Annotated in this window: 13 protein-coding genes; 4 read left to right on the top strand and 9 right to left on the bottom strand. The window is 70.2% G+C overall.

Going from position 1 to position 17280, the window contains the following annotated elements; translation table 11 throughout:
- The first annotated feature begins 70 nt into the window (after positions 1 to 70).
- On the top strand, positions 71 to 949 hold the full coding sequence (locus OG801_RS26355; RefSeq protein ID WP_406032004.1) for a DUF1295 domain-containing protein: 879 nt from the start codon (positions 71 to 73) through the stop codon (positions 947 to 949).
- Positions 946 to 2076 carry an FAD-dependent oxidoreductase gene (locus tag OG801_RS26350; protein ID WP_406032003.1) on the top strand — a complete coding sequence of 377 codons (1131 nt, stop codon included), beginning with the start codon at positions 946 to 948 and terminating at the stop codon, positions 2074 to 2076. The genes OG801_RS26355 and OG801_RS26350 overlap by 4 nt, the downstream gene beginning before the upstream one ends.
- On the opposite strand, the gene OG801_RS26345 is transcribed toward OG801_RS26350, so the two are convergent.
- From OG801_RS26345 to OG801_RS26310, 8 genes are all read right to left on the bottom strand, one after another.
- Entirely contained in the window at positions 2073 to 4190 is a 2118-nt protein-coding gene (locus tag OG801_RS26345; protein WP_406032002.1) for a hypothetical protein, read from the bottom strand. The genes OG801_RS26350 and OG801_RS26345 overlap by 4 nt on opposite strands.
- Positions 4191 to 4285: 95 nt before the next feature.
- Positions 4286 to 4423, bottom strand: a complete 138-nt coding sequence (locus OG801_RS26340; RefSeq protein ID WP_406032001.1) for an RICIN domain-containing protein — start codon at positions 4421 to 4423, stop codon at positions 4286 to 4288.
- 59 nt (positions 4424 to 4482) lie between these two features.
- On the bottom strand, positions 4483 to 5334 hold the full coding sequence (locus tag OG801_RS26335; RefSeq protein ID WP_406032000.1) for a class II fructose-bisphosphate aldolase: 852 nt from the start codon (positions 5332 to 5334) through the stop codon (positions 4483 to 4485).
- A 1-nt stretch (position 5335) separates the two neighbouring features.
- Positions 5336 to 6244, bottom strand: coding sequence for a hexose kinase (locus OG801_RS26330; protein ID WP_406031999.1), 909 nt, complete (start codon positions 6242 to 6244; stop codon positions 5336 to 5338).
- The gene (locus OG801_RS26325; RefSeq protein ID WP_406031998.1) at positions 6241 to 7179 is read right to left on the bottom strand and encodes an ROK family protein; all 939 of its coding nucleotides are present in this window, start codon (positions 7177 to 7179) and stop codon (positions 6241 to 6243) included. The genes OG801_RS26330 and OG801_RS26325 overlap by 4 nt, the downstream gene beginning before the upstream one ends.
- 4 nt (positions 7180 to 7183) lie before the next feature.
- Positions 7184 to 8104: an SIS domain-containing protein gene (locus OG801_RS26320; RefSeq protein ID WP_406031997.1), complete on the bottom strand. Its 921-nt coding sequence runs from the start codon at positions 8102 to 8104 to the stop codon at positions 7184 to 7186.
- Positions 8105 to 8195: 91 nt separating this feature from the next.
- Positions 8196 to 8978 carry a DeoR/GlpR family DNA-binding transcription regulator gene (locus OG801_RS26315; protein ID WP_406031996.1) on the bottom strand — a complete coding sequence of 261 codons (783 nt, stop codon included), beginning with the start codon at positions 8976 to 8978 and terminating at the stop codon, positions 8196 to 8198.
- 38 nt (positions 8979 to 9016) lie between these two features.
- Positions 9017 to 12877 (bottom strand): endo-alpha-N-acetylgalactosaminidase family protein, encoded by a 3861-nt coding sequence (locus OG801_RS26310; protein WP_406031995.1) that lies wholly within the window; start codon positions 12875 to 12877, stop codon positions 9017 to 9019.
- A gap of 105 nt (positions 12878 to 12982) precedes the next feature.
- Between OG801_RS26310 and OG801_RS26305 the strand changes: the two genes are divergently transcribed.
- Together OG801_RS26305 and ilvD are read left to right on the top strand one after the other, a co-directional pair.
- Positions 12983 to 14752 (top strand): glycoside hydrolase family 35 protein, encoded by a 1770-nt coding sequence (locus tag OG801_RS26305; RefSeq protein ID WP_406031994.1) that lies wholly within the window; start codon positions 12983 to 12985, stop codon positions 14750 to 14752.
- A gap of 26 nt (positions 14753 to 14778) precedes the next feature.
- On the top strand, positions 14779 to 16473 hold the full coding sequence (gene ilvD / locus OG801_RS26300) for a dihydroxy-acid dehydratase (protein ID WP_406031993.1): 1695 nt from the start codon (positions 14779 to 14781) through the stop codon (positions 16471 to 16473).
- Here the strand turns inward: ilvD and OG801_RS26295 are convergent.
- Positions 16463 to 17278 carry a helix-turn-helix domain-containing protein gene (locus tag OG801_RS26295; protein WP_406031992.1) on the bottom strand — a complete coding sequence of 272 codons (816 nt, stop codon included), beginning with the start codon at positions 17276 to 17278 and terminating at the stop codon, positions 16463 to 16465. The two genes, ilvD and OG801_RS26295, sit on opposite strands and share 11 nt — an antisense overlap.
- Positions 17279 to 17280: the final 2 nt, after the last annotated feature.

Genomic DNA, 17280 nt, shown 5'->3' with positions numbered 1-17280 from the left:
CCGCATCACCGAGCCGGCCCCACCGCTAGAACATGTTCCAATTCGTCGGAAGGTCCACTACCGTCGAGCGGTGAGTAAGACAGAGTCTCTCGTCCGCGTCGCCGCGGCGTACGTCGTCGCCCTCGCTGTGGCTTCGGCTTGGCTGATCTGGGGACTCGACACGCGTCACCTGTGGCTCGACGCCCTGATCGCAGACGTCCTCGCGACCCTCGTCATCTTCGCTGCAAGCCGGTTGCACAAGAACTCCAGCTTCTACGACGCGTACTGGAGCGTCGTTCCTCCGCTCCTCCTTCTCTATTGGTGGGCCTCGGCGGGCGAGGACGTCCCCGATGTCCGCGTCATCCTCGTAGCGCTGGTGGTCCTCGGTTGGTCGATCCGGCTGACCGGCAACTGGGTGTACGCGTTCCCCGGGCTCCATCACGAGGACTGGCGCTACCCGCTGTTTCGCGAACGGGCCGGCAGATTCGAATTGATCGTGGACCTCGCCGCGATCCACCTCATCCCGACCTTCCAAGTGTTCTTGGGATCGTTGCCGATCTACGTCGCGGTCACCAGCACGGGTCAGGACGTCGGCTGGCTCGACCTCGCCGCCTGCGCGCTAGGCCTTGGTGCCGTGGCTCTGGAGTTCGGCGCCGACCGTCAGATGCACCGGTTCACCCGCGACAGCCAACCGGGCCAGGTGATGGACCGCGGACTCTGGGGCTGGTCGCGGCACCCGAACTACTTCGGAGAGATCAGCTTCTGGTTCTCCCTCGCGCTGTTCGGCCTGGCCGCCTCGCCCGACAACTGGTGGTGGCTGTTCGCCGGCACCGTCGCGATGACGGCGATGTTCCTGGGCGCGAGCATTCCGATGATGGAGAAGCGCAGTCTCGAGCGGCGGCCGGCGTACCAGGACGTCATCGACCGGGTGCCCCGCCTCGTGCCGAGACCACCCAAGGCGGCCGGATGAGGCGCAAGCGGGTCATCATCGCGGGGCTCGGCGACTCGGGTGTCCTGACAGCGGTACGCCTCTCGAAGCACGCCGACGTCGTCGGGATCTCCACCAAGCCAGGGCTGATCAGCGGCCAAGAGCTCGGCGCTCGACTCAGCAGGCCGGCCGAGTGGGAGCGCGACTACCGGATCTCGTTCGACCGGTTCCGCGGACTTGATCGGGCCGATGCCATTCACGGCACTCTCGTCGGTCTCGACCTTGCGCACAGGGCCGTCCATGTCGAGCGGCCGGACGGCACAACCCACCCTGAGCCGTACGACCTGCTGGTGATCTCGACGGGGGTCACCAATGGGTTTTGGAGAAAGCCGGACTTCCAGACGGACGACCAGATCGATGCCGACCTGCAGCATGTCCACCAACAGCTGCGGAGAGCGGCCTCGGTGATCGTCATCGGCGGTGGCGCAGCGGCCGTCAGCAGTGCAGCCAACATCAGCGGCACGTGGCCGGACAAGCAGGTCGACCTCTACTACCCGGGCCAGCACGCCCTCCCCCAGCACCATCGAAAGACGTGGCAGCGTCTGGAGAAGCGTCTTGTCGACGGAGGCGTCGGGCTGCACCCGGGCCATCGCGCCGAGCTTCCGCGCGGCTTCGTCGGGGACGAGATCACCAGCGACGCGGTCACGTGGAGCACCGGCCAACCACCGGCCAAGGCCGACGCGGTCCTCTGGGCCATCGGCCGCGTGCACCCCAACACCGGCTGGCTTCCCGCCGAGATCCTCGACGACCGCGGGTTCGTCGTGGTGGATCCGAATCTCCAGGTCAAGGGGCAGAGCGGCGTCTTCGCGGTGGGCGATGTCGCGGCCACCGACGAGCTGAGATCCTCCGCAAGGAACCGCGCCGACCGACTCCTCGCTCGCAACATCAAGGCAGTTCTCAAGGGGAGGCCGCTCGACAGCTACCAGCCACCCCGTCGCCGCTGGGGCTCGGTGATCGGCGTTCAGCGAGACGGGCTCCAGATCTTCGCGCCCGACGGACGCCCGTTCCGCCTCCCCGCGTGGACGATCAACACCGTGCTGCAGCCTTGGATCGTGCGTTGGGGCATCTACAAAGGAGTACGCCGCGGCCGCAGGCGCCGGCTTCGCTAGCCGTCCGGGAGGTCGACCCGGATGAACTTCGGCCGATACAGGAGCGGGTTGCGGAGGACCGCACCGAAGTCCGTGCTGTTGCGGCTGTAGGAGACGATCACCGAGCCGGGCTGCTCGAGGATGTCGGGATGGGCGAGCGGCATGTAGCGGAGCTCGCCTCGGGCCACTCCGGAGGGAAGGGTGCCGACAGGCGGTTGGGCCCGGAACGGACCGGTCGGCGACGACGAGGTCCAGAAGACCAGGTCGTCGCCCAGGAACTCGTCGCTCTTACTGAACGCGTACCAGCGCCCGTCGCGCTCGAAGACGCTCAGCGTCTGGGAGACGCCGTCGGTCGCGGGGATCAGCTCGCTCGAGGAACCGGCCCGCTTGTTCCAGCCGGTGCCGTCCCAGTAGGTCCATCGGTCGGGGTCGGCGACGTGGTCCGGCGCGACGCGGGCGACGTGCAGGGCGAAGCCGGTGCCGAGGGGCGGGTCGGGCTCGCGGGCGGTGCCGTAGAGGTAGAGCCACTCCCCCGACACCGCCGCCGCGGCGCCCCACATCGGCCGTCGGGTGTCTGCGTCGTCGGCACCGATGTCGGTCACCGCGATCAGCTGCGGAACTCCCCCGTCGGGGACCACGAACTGGGCGATGGCCGGTCCGAGTGCCTCGAAGCCGAACGCGTCGTCGGAGTCGGTCGTACGCACCCGCTGCGCGGCCACGACGACGAGGGCATATCCCGGCTTGTCGAGCGTGGTCACCGACATCGGCCAGTAGCCGACGCCGTCCTCCCGGTCGGGGATGATGGCGCCGCCGGACTCGGGGAGGACGACCTGCAGGCAGTCGGGCTCGACGAGCAGCATCGAGTTGCGTACGAAGCCGGCGCCGGAGAACTTCTCGTCCCGCAGGGTGTCGCCGAACATCCAGATGCTGCGCCCATCACTCAGATGGGCGCTCACTCCCACGTCGCCGCCTTGGAGCGCCGGCTCGGCGCGGAGCCTGGTGATCCGGTTGAGGTCGTCGACGTCCTCGACGGGTCCCGCCGGGATGCACTGGGTCGTCGAGGCGAGGCTGGCCAGCGGGCGCGGTACGGCTTCGCTGTGCAGCGCGGAGGTCAGCGCGGTCGCGAGGATCGTCAGGCAGGTGGCGGAGGCCAGGACCAGGCCGAGGTTTCGCCGCCACGACCGCACCTCCGCGAGAGCGCCATGGTGTTCGACGTCGATCCGAACGAGCCACCGGATCGCCACCAGCACGGCCAGACCGAGCAGCGCCGACCCCGCGATGGTCACCACCGGTTGAGCGATCCCGGTGACACCGTCCCCGGAGGCCGCCCACAACAGCGACTCGCCGGCCCCCGTGATCGTCCATCGGGAGCCGATCGACCACGCATCCGCGAGCAGCAGGCGGTCCCCGGCGAGAAGGAGAGGTACGGGTCCGGCGACGATCACCGTCGCCGCGAGCAGCAGCCCCGGCAACCCGCCGATGATCTCGCAGGCGAAGGTCAAGGCGCCTGCGGCGAGCACCGTGGCGGCGAGGACCGACGCCACCAGCATCCGCTCCCCCGCCGGTGCCGGCGCCGCGAGCAGCCAGCCGAAGACGCCCGCTGCCACCGCCAGCGAGGCGAGGGCGGTCAGCCGCGCCAGGAGCCGAGGCAGCGTACGCGCGAACGGGCCCCACACGAGCGAGACGACGCACACCAGCAGGAAGCCGGCCAGCGCGGTCGCGAAGGTGACCCAGGACAGCGGCCGCCCCTCGAGCCGATCAGGCGGCGCAGCGAGCACGACCGTGCGTCCACGGGTCTCCTCGATCCGCTCCACCTCGGCCTGGACCGCGCGAGCGAGCGCCGGCCGGTGTGCCGTGGCCAGACGCAGCTCGTCCTGGGTGCCGGACAGGTCGAGGTCGAGCTCCGCGACGACGTCACCACGCTCCAGCAGCTCCGCCGCCTCGGCCCGATCTGCGACCGCCCCGGCCGAGAACGGACGCCCCGGGACCGCGTTCACCTGCTTCACCAGCGGAACCGTGACGACGTCGGGCCCGACCAGGACCACCGGAGCCTCGTGCAGCTCTCCGGAGTCGGCGCGGAGCCCGGTGACGATCCAGCCCAGGGCGATCAGCACGAAGACGGCGCAGAGCGCCACCTCACGACGACTCCCTGGTCGCACTGCTCACCACCGTCCTCCGTCACCGCGGCGCGCGGTTCATGAGGCCATGTAAGCAGTGCGACCGGGTGGGTCTAGTTCGGGGTGGCGCGCCACCGCTGCGAGCCGACCGCCAGGCTGAGACCGCTGTGCTTCGCCGAGACCTTCAGCGCCGCACCGTCGGCCGCGATCACCCAACGCTGGTTGGGCGTGCCCGTGCAGGTGTACTCCACGACCGGGTCGCCCTAAAGAGTCAAAATCAATCGCAAATTGGAGGCGACTCCAACGCAGGTCACACTGCGCGGTCCACCCTCGGTCCACCGATCAGCGCGAGGAGGCGGGCGGCCTCGCCGGCCACCGCATCGCGGCCGGCGCCGAGGTACTTGCGGGGGTCGACCTTCGCCTCGTCGGCGATCGCCGCGCGGACGGCGCGGGTGAAGGTCGCATTGAGGTGGGTGGCGATGTTGACCTTGGTCATCCCCGCGGCGATGGCCGCGACGATGCCCTCGTCCGGGACCCCGGAGGAGCCGTGCAGCACGAGCGGCACGTCGACGGCAGCGGCGAGCCGGGTGATGAGCTCGTTGTCGAGGCTGGCCGTACGCGTCGTCATCGCGTGCGAGGAGCCGACCGCGACCGCGAGCGCGTCGACCCCGGTGGCCTCGACGTACGCCGCAGCCTCGGCGGGCTGGGTGCGGACCCCTGGTGCGTGCACGCCGTCCTTGCCGCCCACCTCCCCGAGCTCGGACTCGACCGAGGCGCCGCGCTCGTGACACCAGGCCGCGACCTTGGCGGTGGCGGCCACGTTCGAGTCGTAGTCGAGCTTCGAGGCATCGAACATCACCGAAGGGCACCCCAGCTCGACGGCTTCCTCGACGAGCTCGACCCGGGTCGCGTGGTCGAGGTGTACGCAGACCGGCACCGTGGCACGCTCCGCGATCGCGATGCTCGCCCGCAACAGGGGCGCCACCGCGCCGCGGTAGTCGACGGTGTTCTCGGAGATCTGCAGCACCACCGGACGGCCGGCCTGCTCGGCGCCGGCGACGATCGCCTCGGCCAGCTCGAGCTGGATGACGTTCATCGCGCCCAGGCCGCGGCCGGTGCCGCGGGCGTTGTCGAGCAGCAGCGACATCGGTACCAGGGGCATGTCAGTCTTCCTCGTGGTCGATTCGGCTGACCCTGACGTCGGCCAGGAACGATGAGTACGCGTCGGGGTCGATCTCGCCGGCGACCGGGGTGACCACCGCGGCGGCGCCGAGCGCGGCGGCGTCGCGAAGGATCTCCGGCCACGGTCTGCCGTTGGCGAGACCTCGGGCGAGCCCGGCGGCGGCCGCGTCCCCGGCGCCGGTCGGGTTCCCGGTGACCCCGGCGGGCGGGCTCACCTCCCAGCAGCTGCCGTCGGCGTACGCGAGCAGCCCGTGGTGGCCGCGGGTCAGCACGACCGGACCACCATTGCGGGCGGCGAGCGCTGCGACCGCGGCGGCCGGGTCGTCGAGCGGCCGGCCCAGCAGGCGCGCAGCCTCGTCCTCGTTGGGAGTCAGGACGGCGCCAGTGCCGACCGCGGCGGCCAGCGCGGCGTCGTCGAGATCGAGGAGCACCGGTACGCCGGCGGTTGTCGCGAGCCGTGCGATCCGTGCCGGGAGGTCGGTGGGCACTCCGGGCGCGAGGCTGCCGGAGACGACGACGGCCGTCGCAGCTGGGATCCGGTCGGCCAGGAGGTCGAGAAGTCTGAGATCGGCGCCGGCAGCCGCCTGTCGGCCCGGTTCCCACAGCGAGGTCGTCGACTCGGCGACGACGACGAGCGTGCGGCGTACCTCTTCCAGCTCGGGCAGGAAGGTCGCCGGCAGCTCCCGGGCGAGGGCTTCGCCGAAGTCGTGGTCGGCGAGGCCGACGGCATGGGTCGGCTCGCCGAGCTGGTGCAGCACCCGGGCGACGTTCACGCCCTTTCCGCCGAGCCGGCTGGTGACCTCGGCGACGCGGTGGACCTCGCCCACCCGCAGCTGGGGCAGCCGGTAGGTCACGTCGATCGCCGGGTTGAGCGTGACGGTGATGATCATGCGCTCGTCCCCGTCGCCGCCAGGGCCAGCCGGGCAGCGCCGACCAGGCCCGCTCGGCCGCCGAGCGCGGAGAGACGTACGGGCGGGACCGCGGTCACGCCGGCGCGCTCGCGCATCCGGACCCGTAGCGGTTCGAGCAGGTAGCCCCTGGCCTCGGCGACGCCTCCGCCCAGGATGATCTCGCCGGGCGCGAGCAGCGCACCCACCGCGAGGAAGCCGTCGGCGAGGGCGGTGATCGCCTCGGACCAGACCCGAGCGGCGCGCGGATCGTGCTCGACCCGCGCGACGAGCTCGGCGACGCCGGCGACCCCGGAACCGCCCAGCGACGCGTATCGCCGCAGCATGCTCCGAGCACCCGCGCGCGTCTCCACGCAGCCGTGAAGCCCGCAGATGCACAGCGGCCCGGCCGGGTCCACCACCAGATGGCCGAGCTCACCGGCCTGACCCGAGACGCCGACGGTCGGCCTCCCTTCGACGTACGTCACCGCAGCAACACCCGTCCCGAGGACGGCGACAAACGCGGAGGCCGGCGAGCCGGCGTCCGCCCAGATCGCCCCCGCGGCCGCGGCCGTGTCGTGCGACACCGAGACCGGAAGACCGAGCCGCTCAGCCAGCGGGGCTGCCACGGGCGTGTCGACCAGACCGAGGTTGACCGCCTTGAGGGACGTCCCGGACTCGGTGTCGACGAGGCCGGGGAAGGCGACCCCGACCCCTGCGACCTGCGACCGGGCCAGGGGGCTCAGGCCGGCGAGCAGCTGCTCGCCCAGCTGCGCGATGTCGTCGAGCACGGCCGGGCCGGTGCGAGTGGCCACCCGCGACTCCGCCAACGACACGTCGCCGGCGCCGACCACGGCTCCGCGCACGGAGGTGCCGCCGACATCGAACGCGAGGGCGAGAGCTCGCTCCGCGGCTGGTTGCGTAGGAGACTCGCTCATCGATTCACTCGGCAGGAGCAGCAGCCGGGCTCAGGATGATCGAGCGCGTGAGGTTGCGCGGCGCGTCGGGATCGAGACCGGCCCGACGGGCCCGCTCCACGCAGAGCAGGTGCACGCGCACCAGCTCGGCGAGCGGGTCGATCTCGTGGTGCACCAGATCGGCGCCGGTGACCGCGACGTCCTCGGCGAAGCCCGGAACCAGGTCGCCGAAGGCCCACACGACCCGGCCGGGGGCACTGATCGAGAGCGGGCCGTGGCGGTACTCCATCATCGGGTAGGACTCGGTCCACAGCTGCGCGGACTCCCGGAGCTTGAGCGCCGCCTCTTGCGCGACTCCGTTGGTCCAGCCTCGGCCGACGAAGGTCAGCTGCTCGGCGGTCAGCGCCGGACCGAACGCGCTCTCGCCGGCGTCGATGATCTGCTGGGCCTGCTCGGCGGCCCGGCTCAGGTCCTCGCCGAGGTGCCAGCGCAGCATGGCGAGCGCGGTGGTCGCGAAGCGGGTCTGGACCACCGACTTCTCGTCCACCTCAGGCATGAGGATCGGCTCAGCGAGATCGAGGGCCGGAGTGCCGGGAGAGGAGGAGATCACCGTCGCCGGGATCCTGCCCCGGATCGCGGCAAGCAGGTCGACGACCTCGGTCGTGGTCCCGGACCGGGTGATCGCCAGCAGCCGGTCGTAGTCCCGGTCGAGACGGGCCTCGGTCGGCGTCCAGGCGTCGGTGATGCCGTGACCCTGCTCCTCGCGCAGCGCGGCGTACGCCTGGGCCATGTAGAGCGAGGTCCCGCAGCCGATGACCGCGACCTTCTCCCCCGGCTTCGGCAGAGCATCGGCCGATCGCTCGGCGGTGCTCCTGGCAGCCAGCCAGTTGGCGGGCTGCGTCGCGATCTCGGCTGCGAGATGCGTCGTCGGTGCAGATGCGGTCATGGTGTTGGGTCACCCTCCGATGTGTTGCCGGCTGGACCCGAATCATCCAACGCGCTGCGCGTTTCTGTCAATAAAGCACCACAAATGATCATTATCGCTCAGTCGTGACGATGATCTCCGTGCCGCCATCGGTCAGTGCCTTCGCGAGCGACTCCGGCACCGGTTTGTCGGTGACGAGCATCGAGACACCAGAGAGGTCGCCGATGCGCGCGAAGGTCGGATGCTCGAGCTTGGTGCTGTCGGCCACGACGATGGTGCGCTGCGCCGCCGCGATGAAGTCGGCGCTGATCTTGGCCTCGGCCGGGTGGATCGTGGTGAGTCCGGCCCGGGTGCTGATGCCGTCGACGCCGAGGATCGCGGTGTCGATGTGGATCTTCGACAGCACCCCCTCGCTCAGCGGGCCGACCAGCTCGTAGGACTGGGTGCGCGCGGCCCCGCCGGTCACCACGATGTTGACGTTGGGCCGGATCGAGAGCTCGTAGGCGATGTTGAGCGCGTTGGTGACCACGGTGATGCTGTCGTCCTCGGCCAGGTCGGGGTGACGCCCGATCGCGCGCGCCACCTCGCTGGTCGTCGTACCGCCGTTGAGCGCGACCGTCTCACCCGGCACGAGCAGGTCGGCGACCGCGGTCGCGATCGCCCGCTTCGCATCGGCCTGGCGACCGATCTTGTACTGCAACGGCAGCTCGTACGCCGAGCCGAGCGCGGTCGCGCCGCCATGTGTCCGGGTGACCAGCCGCTGCTCGGCGAGGTGCCCGATGTCGCGGCGGGCGGTCGCCGCCGAGACACCGAGCGCGCTCTCCACCTCCGCGATCGACACGTGCCCGTGCTCGCTGATCAGCTCGAGCAGCTGGTTGAGTCGCTGTTGTCTCATGGGCTCCCTTCCTGGGTCCCGGACAGCCTACGCAGATCTCAGGGGCCGCAGTGGAACCTCGCATCGGCCCAGTCGGCGTGGTCGTTGCCGTTCCCGTCGCCGGCATCGCCGGCCACCAGATCGACATAGTCGGCACCGGTGACATCGGCGGTGATCGGAACGGTGGCGCTGGCCGGCCCGAGAGTGCCGGTCTCGGTGACCGTCGTCCCGTCCGCGACGACGGAGAACCTCACCGAGCCGCGCGAGGTCTGGACGTCGTCCACCCCGACGTCGGCGGTGAAGCTGGTGCAGTTGCCGGCCAGGTAGTAGCGGACCTTCGAGACCGCGTGCGTGCCCAGCCCCTTGGTGTAGATCTTGCCGGCGAGCGTGATCGGCCCGCCGTCGCCGGCACCGTTCTCCCCCACGCTGGTGTCGCGCTCGACCGGTCCCCAGCCGTTGGTGGCCGAGATCCAGCCGAGGTCGCTGGCGTAGGTGTCCGCGGTCGGCGGGGGCGGCGCGGTCTTCACCGTGGCCGAGCGGGTCACCGTGCGCGTCTCGCCACCGAAGTCGTACGTCGCAGAGCCGGTGAGCGGATAGCTCGACTCGGCCGCGTCGGCCGGCGGCGTGACCTTCCAGGTCACCGAGTGGCTCGCCCCGGGAGCGAGCGAGTCGAAGGCCGCCGGCGTGGTGGCCTCGGCCGTCCAGCCCTCCGGCACCTCGAGAGCGACCGTGCCGGCGCCGGTCTCCGAGGCCTCGTCGCTGGTCAGCGTGGTGGTGACCTCGCCGGCCGCGCCCGGAAGCAGCTTCTCGTCTCCGGCGTCGACGGCGAGGGTCGCGCAGGCCGGCAGGTCGCCGGCCGCACCGAGGTCCTCGACGGTGAAGTCATCGATGCTGATGTCGCCGTTCGCGCCGTTGTCTTCGGCGGTCCGCAGACCGACCCAGTAGTCGCCGCAGCCGCCGGCCACGAACTCCTCGCTGAACCGAGCCGTCTCGACCTGCTTGCCGATCGGGCGAGCCCCGACCTCGACCGTGCGCGGGTCGCCGCTCGCGACCGAGTCGTAGCCGGTGACCCACTCGTAGTCGTCGGCCCGCTCGGTCTGGTGGTCGAAGGAGACCCGGTAGCGGTGCCCGGGCTCGAAACGTACGGACTGCGGGACCGTGCGGTAGACGAGGCCGCCGTTCTCGGCGTGCGACTTGAGCGACCAGTCGCCGCTGATCACATCGTCGGTGACCTTGCCGTTCCAGCCGCTCTGCGTGTACGGCTCGTGCCGCTCGGCCAGGTGGGTGCGCGGGTCCGTGACGCCGCCCGAGGTGCCCTTGACGAACGGCGACCAGCCCTGGACGACCTCCTCGAAGTCCTCCTTCACGATGACCCTCGCCCCGGGCGCGGCCGGCAGGTCGCGCTTGACCGCGACGACGCGTACGTCATCGAGGCGGACACTGCCGGAGCCTGCCTCCGCGGAGATCTTGACGGTCGCCGTGCCGTCACGGCCGGCGTCGAAGGGGACCTCGACACGCTGGAAGTAGGTGCTGTGCAGCTCGTCGGCGGCGACCAGGTTCTTCGCGGTCGATCGCTCGACACGGTTGGTGTAGGTCTTCCCGCCGGAGGTGACGCTGACCGAGGTGGCGCGGCTGTGGCCGGGCTCGACCTCCACCCAGACACCCAGAGCGTTGCGTCCGCTGCGCAGGCCCTGGAGGCGCTGGCTGATCGTGGCGCGCTCACCGGCGCCCAGGACGGCGACCTGCTGGCCGGTCGCGGTCCGGCCGGTCGTGGCCGGTCCGCTCGGGTGCCAGGCATCGAGGTCGCCGGCGTTGAAGCCCGGGTCGGCGATGTGACTGCCCTGGCCCCACTGCGGGTCGGGCGAGCTGTCGGGAGACTTCGTCAGGACGTACGCCGTGCCTGCCTTCGCCTCGAGGGTGACCTTGCCGCCCCGAACCGGGACGCTGCCCGCCTCGACCCGGCCCTGCTCGGTGAGCTCGTAGACGTTGAGCCGGCCGCTCCGGCTCCACGCGTCGGTCAGGTCCCAGGTGGTGCGCCCGCCGTCGGCGTTGTAGTGGTAGAGCTTCGCCCCGTCCTGCTGCCTGTCCTTCCACGGGAGGAGGTAGGCGTCGCCGTCGAGCACGACGTCGCCGTTCTGATAGATCTTCCGGGTCGCGTCGGTCTGGCCGGTGTTGACGACGCGTACGCCGCCGTCCTGGACGATCTCGTCCGGGCTCCAGCGCAGGATCGGGTGCTTCTGCAGGTACTTGGTCGGCAGGTTCGTCTGCCAGATGTTGTCGTAGAAGGCGTCGACGTCGTTCTCGCCGGTCCATCCCTCGAACTCGACGATCTCGGTGTGCCCGAGCAGCTTGTCCGGGTTCCAGGTGTCCTTCTGCCCGTTGCGTACGAACCGGATCATCTGGCTGTTCAGGCCCTTGTTGGTGGCGCCGCCGTAGGACTCGTCGTTGGCCCAGTGGGACCAGAGCGCGTCCTCCTCGAAGTGGTAGGACCACTCGGTGCCGATGTTCCAGCCCTGCCCGCGCAGGTCCTGGGCGAGCCGCTCCTGGAGCCAGCCGTAGGAGTAGTAGACGTCGATGTAGAGGAAGTCGAGGTTCGGGTGCGTCTCGCGGCGCAGCTGGGCGAAGCGGTCGACGATGTTCTTGGTCGCGAGGTCGGTGCGCTGGTCGATGTAGTAGGACTGGTCGATCCAGTCCCAGCCGGGCTTGCTCTCCTCGACGAGCGTCTCGTCGAAGGTCTTGGCCTCGGGGTAGGCCTCGGTCGCGTTGACGTGGACGCCGAAGTCGGCGCCCCACTTCTCGCCCGCGCGGACCAGGGTGTTGAGGTCGTCGAGCCCGCCGGCGCGGGTGTTGTAGTTGCCGCCGTAGTCGGGGTGCGCGGAGTCGTGGCCCTCGGAGCCGTACCCCTTCAGCACCGCCAGCTGACCCAGCCCGTCGGTGGCCAGCGAGACCCGCTTGACGTCATCGAGCGTACGCAGGAACGGGTGGGTCGCCTGGCTGGCGAAGTTGAACGGGATGTGGGTGACCACCCGCTCAGGAGTCTCCTCCGCGCCGTTCATCGGCCGCTGGATGTCGCGCAGCGCGATCGCGCCGTCCTGCCAGTCGACGGCCTGGTCACCGTTGGCGTCGGGGGTGATGGTGACCTTCGCCCACGGGAGCTCCTCGGTGTAGGGCGAGCCGGTCGCCCGGTAGGTCCACTGGCCGCTCCACAGCCCGACCCGGCGGCCGCTGTCGGTGGCGCTCACGCTGCGCCAGATCCGGCCACGCTCGTTGGTCGAGTCGCCGCCGCTCTGGTCGTAGACCGAGTTGGTCTCGATCGCGGCGGCGAGCTGGTCGGTGTCGACGATGGCGTACGCGGATCCGACCGGCTTCTCGGTCGTGGCCAGGTCCGCGGTGACCTCGGTGTGGGTGTCTCCGTTGGTGGTGCGGTCCGCGCTCACGACGGCGGTGTTCACGGTCGCGCCGGCCTGGTCCGAGCTGACCGAGAGGAGGTCGTGTCCGGGGATGTCGAGGGTTCCGACCCGGTGCTCGGCGGTGTCGGTCACCTTGGTGACCGCGAAGGTGACGACGTCGCCGGCCACCTCGAGCTTCGCGTCGAGCTCGACGCCGGGCAGGTCGGCGAAGGTCAGCCGGTAGGTCGCGGTGTCTGCGTCGACCTGGGTGCCGGTCACTTTCGCGGTGTGCGTGGTGCCGTTGATCCGTACGCCGGTCGGCGTTGTCGTGGCGCCGCTGATCTCACCACCGGCAGTGTGCCGGTAGCCGAGCACGGCCGGGAAGTCCTCGGCCACCTGGACGCTGAGGACGGGCGAGGTCAGCGTGAAGCCGCCGCCCGCGGGGGCGGCATGGCTTTCGGGCGCGATGGCGGCCACGCCGGCGAAGGCCGTCACGGACGCGAGGAGGGCTGTGGGGAAACGCTTCGGCATCGTGACTCCCGAGGGTGGGGGTGGGCCTGACGAGGTCCGACCATCATGCAGAATTTTGCGCGGATTGGCTAGGTTGTGCTCAAAAGTTGTCATAACCTCGGGCGGGTGACCCCCACCTTGACCTGGCGCGACGGCGAGTTCCTGAAGCACGGTGCCCCCCACCGGATCCTGTCCGGGTCCATCCACTACTTCCGCATCCACCCGGACCTTTGGGAGGACCGGCTGCGCCGGGTCGCCGCCACCGGGTTCAACACCGTCGACACCTACGTCGCCTGGAACTTTCACGAGCCCGACGAGGGGCTCTCCCCCGACTTCACCGGGCCTCGCGACCTGGCCCGCTTCATCACGATCGCCGGCGATCTCGGGCTTGACGTGATCGTGCGCCCCGGCCCTTACATCTGCGCCGAGTGGACCAACGGCGGGCTGCCGTCGTGGTTGACCGCACGCACTCGCGCACCGCGCAGCAGCGATCCGGTCTACCAGGACGCCGTCTCACGCTGGTTCGATGTCCTGCTCCCCCACCTCGTCCCGCTTCAGGCCGGCCACGGCGGGCCGGTCGTGGCCGTGCAGGTGGAGAACGAGTACGGCTCCTACGGCGACGACGCCGCCCACCTCACCTGGCTCCGGCAGGGGCTACTCGACCGTGGCATCACCGAGCTGCTCTACACCGCCGACGGCCCGACCGAGGTCATGCTCGACGCCGGAATGGTCGAGGACACGCTCGCCACGGCAACCTTCGGAAGTCGCGCCGAGGAGGCCCACTCGATGCTGCAGTCACGACGACCCGGCGAGCCCTTCCTGTGCGCCGAGTTCTGGAACGGCTGGTTCGACCACTGGGGCGAGAACCACCACGTGCGCTCCCCCGAGAGCGCCGCCGCGACGCTGCGCGAGATCGTCGATCTCGGCGGCTCGGTCAGCGTCTACATGGCGCACGGCGGCACCAACTTCGGGCTCTGGGCGGGCGCCAACCACGACGGCCGCCGCATCCAGCCCACCGTCACCAGCTACGACTCCGACGCCCCGGTCGGCGAGGACGGCCGGGTCTCGGAGAAGTTCCGTCTCTACCGCGACATCCTGGCGCCCGCCACCGGGCGGACGGTCGACGCGCTGCCCGCGCTGCCGCCGACTGGTCCACGTCACGCGTTCTCCTCTGCGCCGCTCTCGCGCGGCACCGACCTGCTGTCACTGGTGACCCGCGGACCGGCGACGCGCGCGGCCAGGCCTTTGAGCTTCGAGGAACTCGGCATCGACACCGGCCTGGTGACGTACCGCTCCTCGATCACGCTCCCCAGCCACGACGTCCATCTCACCGTGCGCGGGCTGCACGACCGGGCGTACGTCTTCCTCGACGGGCGCGCCCTCGGCCTGCTCGAGCGGGACGACGCCGAAGCCGCGGTGCTGACGCTTCCCGGTCTCGGCAAGGTCGCCGAGCTGACCCTGGTCGTCGAGGCGCTCGGCCGCGTCAACTACGGCCCGCTGCTCGGCGAGCACAAAGGGATCCTCGGCGGAGTCCAGGTCGACCGGCGTCTCGTCCACGGCTGGGAGCACCACCCCGCACCCCTCGACCGTTGGGCCCCTGACGACCTCGACGGCCTCGCCCGTGCCCTCATCGAGGTCGACGGACCCGCCGACGGCTGGCTCGCCATCCCCGGTGACGGCGACCGGTTCGTCTGGCTCAACGGCACGCTGCTCGGCCGGTTGTGGAGCCGCGGCCCCCAACGCCGCCTCTACGCCCCCGCTCCCCTTTGGCGCACCGGCGCCAACCAGATCTCCGTCCTCGACCTCACCCACCCCGCGACGTACGTCGAGGTCCACCCGGACCCCGACTTCGGACCGACCGAGGAGTACATCGAGTCCCTGCCGACCGGCGTCTAGGTCACGACACGGTTAGCCTCGTACATGTGAACTCACTCAGCCCCGACACACCTGACATCAAGCCCAGGTCGCGCGCCGTCACCGATGGCCTGGAAGCCACGGCTGCCCGAGGCATGTTGCGGGCCGTCGGTCTCGGAGACGACGACTTCGCAAAGCCGCAGATCGGCGTCGCATCGTCGTGGAACGAGATCACCCCCTGCAACCTGTCCCTCGACAGGCTCGCAAAAGCAGTGAAGAACGGCGTTCACGCGGCCGCCGGCTATCCACTGGAGTTCGGCACCATCTCCGTCTCCGACGGAATCTCGATGGGCCACGAGGGCATGCACTTCTCGCTGGTGTCGCGCGAGATCATCGCCGACTCGGTCGAGACCGTGATGAGCGCCGAGCGGCTCGACGGCTCCGTGCTGCTCGCGGGCTGTGACAAGTCGTTGCCCGGCATGTTGATGGCAGCTGCTCGGCTGGATCTCGCATCGGTCTTTCTCTACGCCGGCTCGACCATGCCCGGGCAGGTCGACGGCCGCGACGTCACGATCATCGACGCCTTCGAGGCGGTCGGGGCCTGTATCGCGGGGAAGATGAGTCGCGATGAGGTCACCCGCATCGAGAAGGCGATCTGTCCCGGCGAGGGCGCCTGCGGGGGCATGTATACGGCCAACACGATGGCTGCTGTCGCTGAGGCGCTCGGCATGTCGTTGCCCGGCTCGGCCGCGCCGCCCGCCGTCGACCGACGACGCGACGGCTTCGCCCACCGCTCGGGCGAGGCGGTGGTCGGGCTCCTGCGGAAGGGCATCACCGCGCGTCAGATCATGACCAAGGAGGCTTTCGAGAACGCCATCGCCGTCGTGATGGCCCTCGGCGGTTCCACCAACGCCGTACTGCACCTGTTGGCCATCGCCAACGAGGCTGAGGTCGACCTGACTCTTGACGACTTCACCCGGATCGGAGAGAAGGTCCCCCACCTCGCCGACCTCAAGCCTTACGGCAAGTACGTCATGAACGACGTCGACAAAATCGGCGGGATCCCGGTCGTGATGAAGGCGCTCCTGGACGCAAACCTGCTCCACGGCGACTGCCTCACGGTGACCGGGAAGACCATGGCGCAGAACCTCGCCGAGCTGAGCCCGCCCGCGCTCGATGACGACGTGATCCACTCCTTCGAGCGGCCGATCCACCGCACCGGTGGTCTCACCATCCTGAAGGGCTCGCTCGCCCCTGAGGGCGCTGTCGTCAAGACAGCAGGCTTCGACGACACCGTCTTCCGCGGCACTGCCCGGGTCTTCGACGGTGAGCGGGCCGCGATGGACGCCCTTGAAGAGGGGCTCATCGTCGCGGGCGACGTCGTGGTCATTCGGAACGAGGGCCCGAAGGGTGGCCCGGGCATGCGGGAGATGCTTGCCATCACGGGAGCCATCAAGGGCGCTGGTCTCGGCAAGGATGTCCTGCTGATCACCGACGGCCGGTTCTCAGGAGGAACCACGGGCCTCTGCGTCGGCCACATTGCCCCAGAGGCCGTCGACGCCGGCCCGATCGCCTTCGTCCGCGACGGCGACCCCATCGTCCTCGACGTCGTCAACCGCACCCTCGAGGTCGGCGTGGAACCCGAGGAACTGGAGCGGCGGAAGGTCGGCTGGGAGCCACTCCCCTCGAGGTATCAGCGCGGGGTGCTCGGCAAGTACCGGCGTACGGTGCAGTCGGCCGCGGTCGGCGCAGTCACGAGCTAGTCAGGGTTTCGTCGACCGCGCGGTGCTCCATCACGATGATCCGGAGCTGGTTGGAGAGCAGCTGGGTGGCGGTGAGTCCGAACATCGCCCGGAAGGCGTCGCTGAAGTGGCTCGGTGAGGCGAACCCCGCATCGCTGGCGGCCGTCGAGAGGTCTGCGCCCTGGCTGACGGCCGCAGCCACGTACCGCATCCTTGCCCAGAGCCGGTAGCGGCGAAAGCTCGTCCCCGAGTGGGCGGAGAACAGATGCAGGAAACGGGACTGGGAGAGGTTGACCGCGGCGGCCAACTCCGCCGCGCTCTCCCGCTCACCGGGCCGGTCGCGAAGAAGACGCATCGCGACGCGGATCCGCTCGTCGGTCGGGTTCGCCTCACCAGCATCGAGGAGACGTTGCCGCAGCATCTCGGGATCCATGACGGGTCTCCAGTCGGCGAGCAGCGCCGCCTCGTCGCGATGGTCGTACGCGATCGTGCCCGCCCGGTCGGTCATCGCCGCCAACAGATGCGCTGTCCCCGATGCGCCCGGGTCGACGTAGAAGAAGAGCATCGTCTGCTCCTCCCCCACGACGATCTGATGGGACGTACGCGCAGGGATCAGCGCGCTCCGAACCCGCCGTGGCTCCGCCGGACCTGATCGCAGCAGGAAAGGAGCATCCAGGCCCAGCGCGAAGCAGGTGACCGACCCGGAATGCGTGCCCAGCCGCAGCGACGGGCCCCGGTACGCCGCATGTCCCGACCAGAGCCACACCGTCGGCCGCGCGTCGTCGCAGCACGAATCCGGAAGCGGCTCGGTCGCCATGCGCGTCATGA

Origin of the sequence: Nocardioides sp. NBC_00163, from assembly GCF_045206295.1 — a bacterium.
Taxonomy (GTDB): Bacteria; Actinomycetota; Actinomycetes; order Propionibacteriales; family Nocardioidaceae; genus Nocardioides.
Note: the sequence above shows the minus strand (reverse complement) of the source record. Positions and strands in the feature narration are given on the sequence as shown.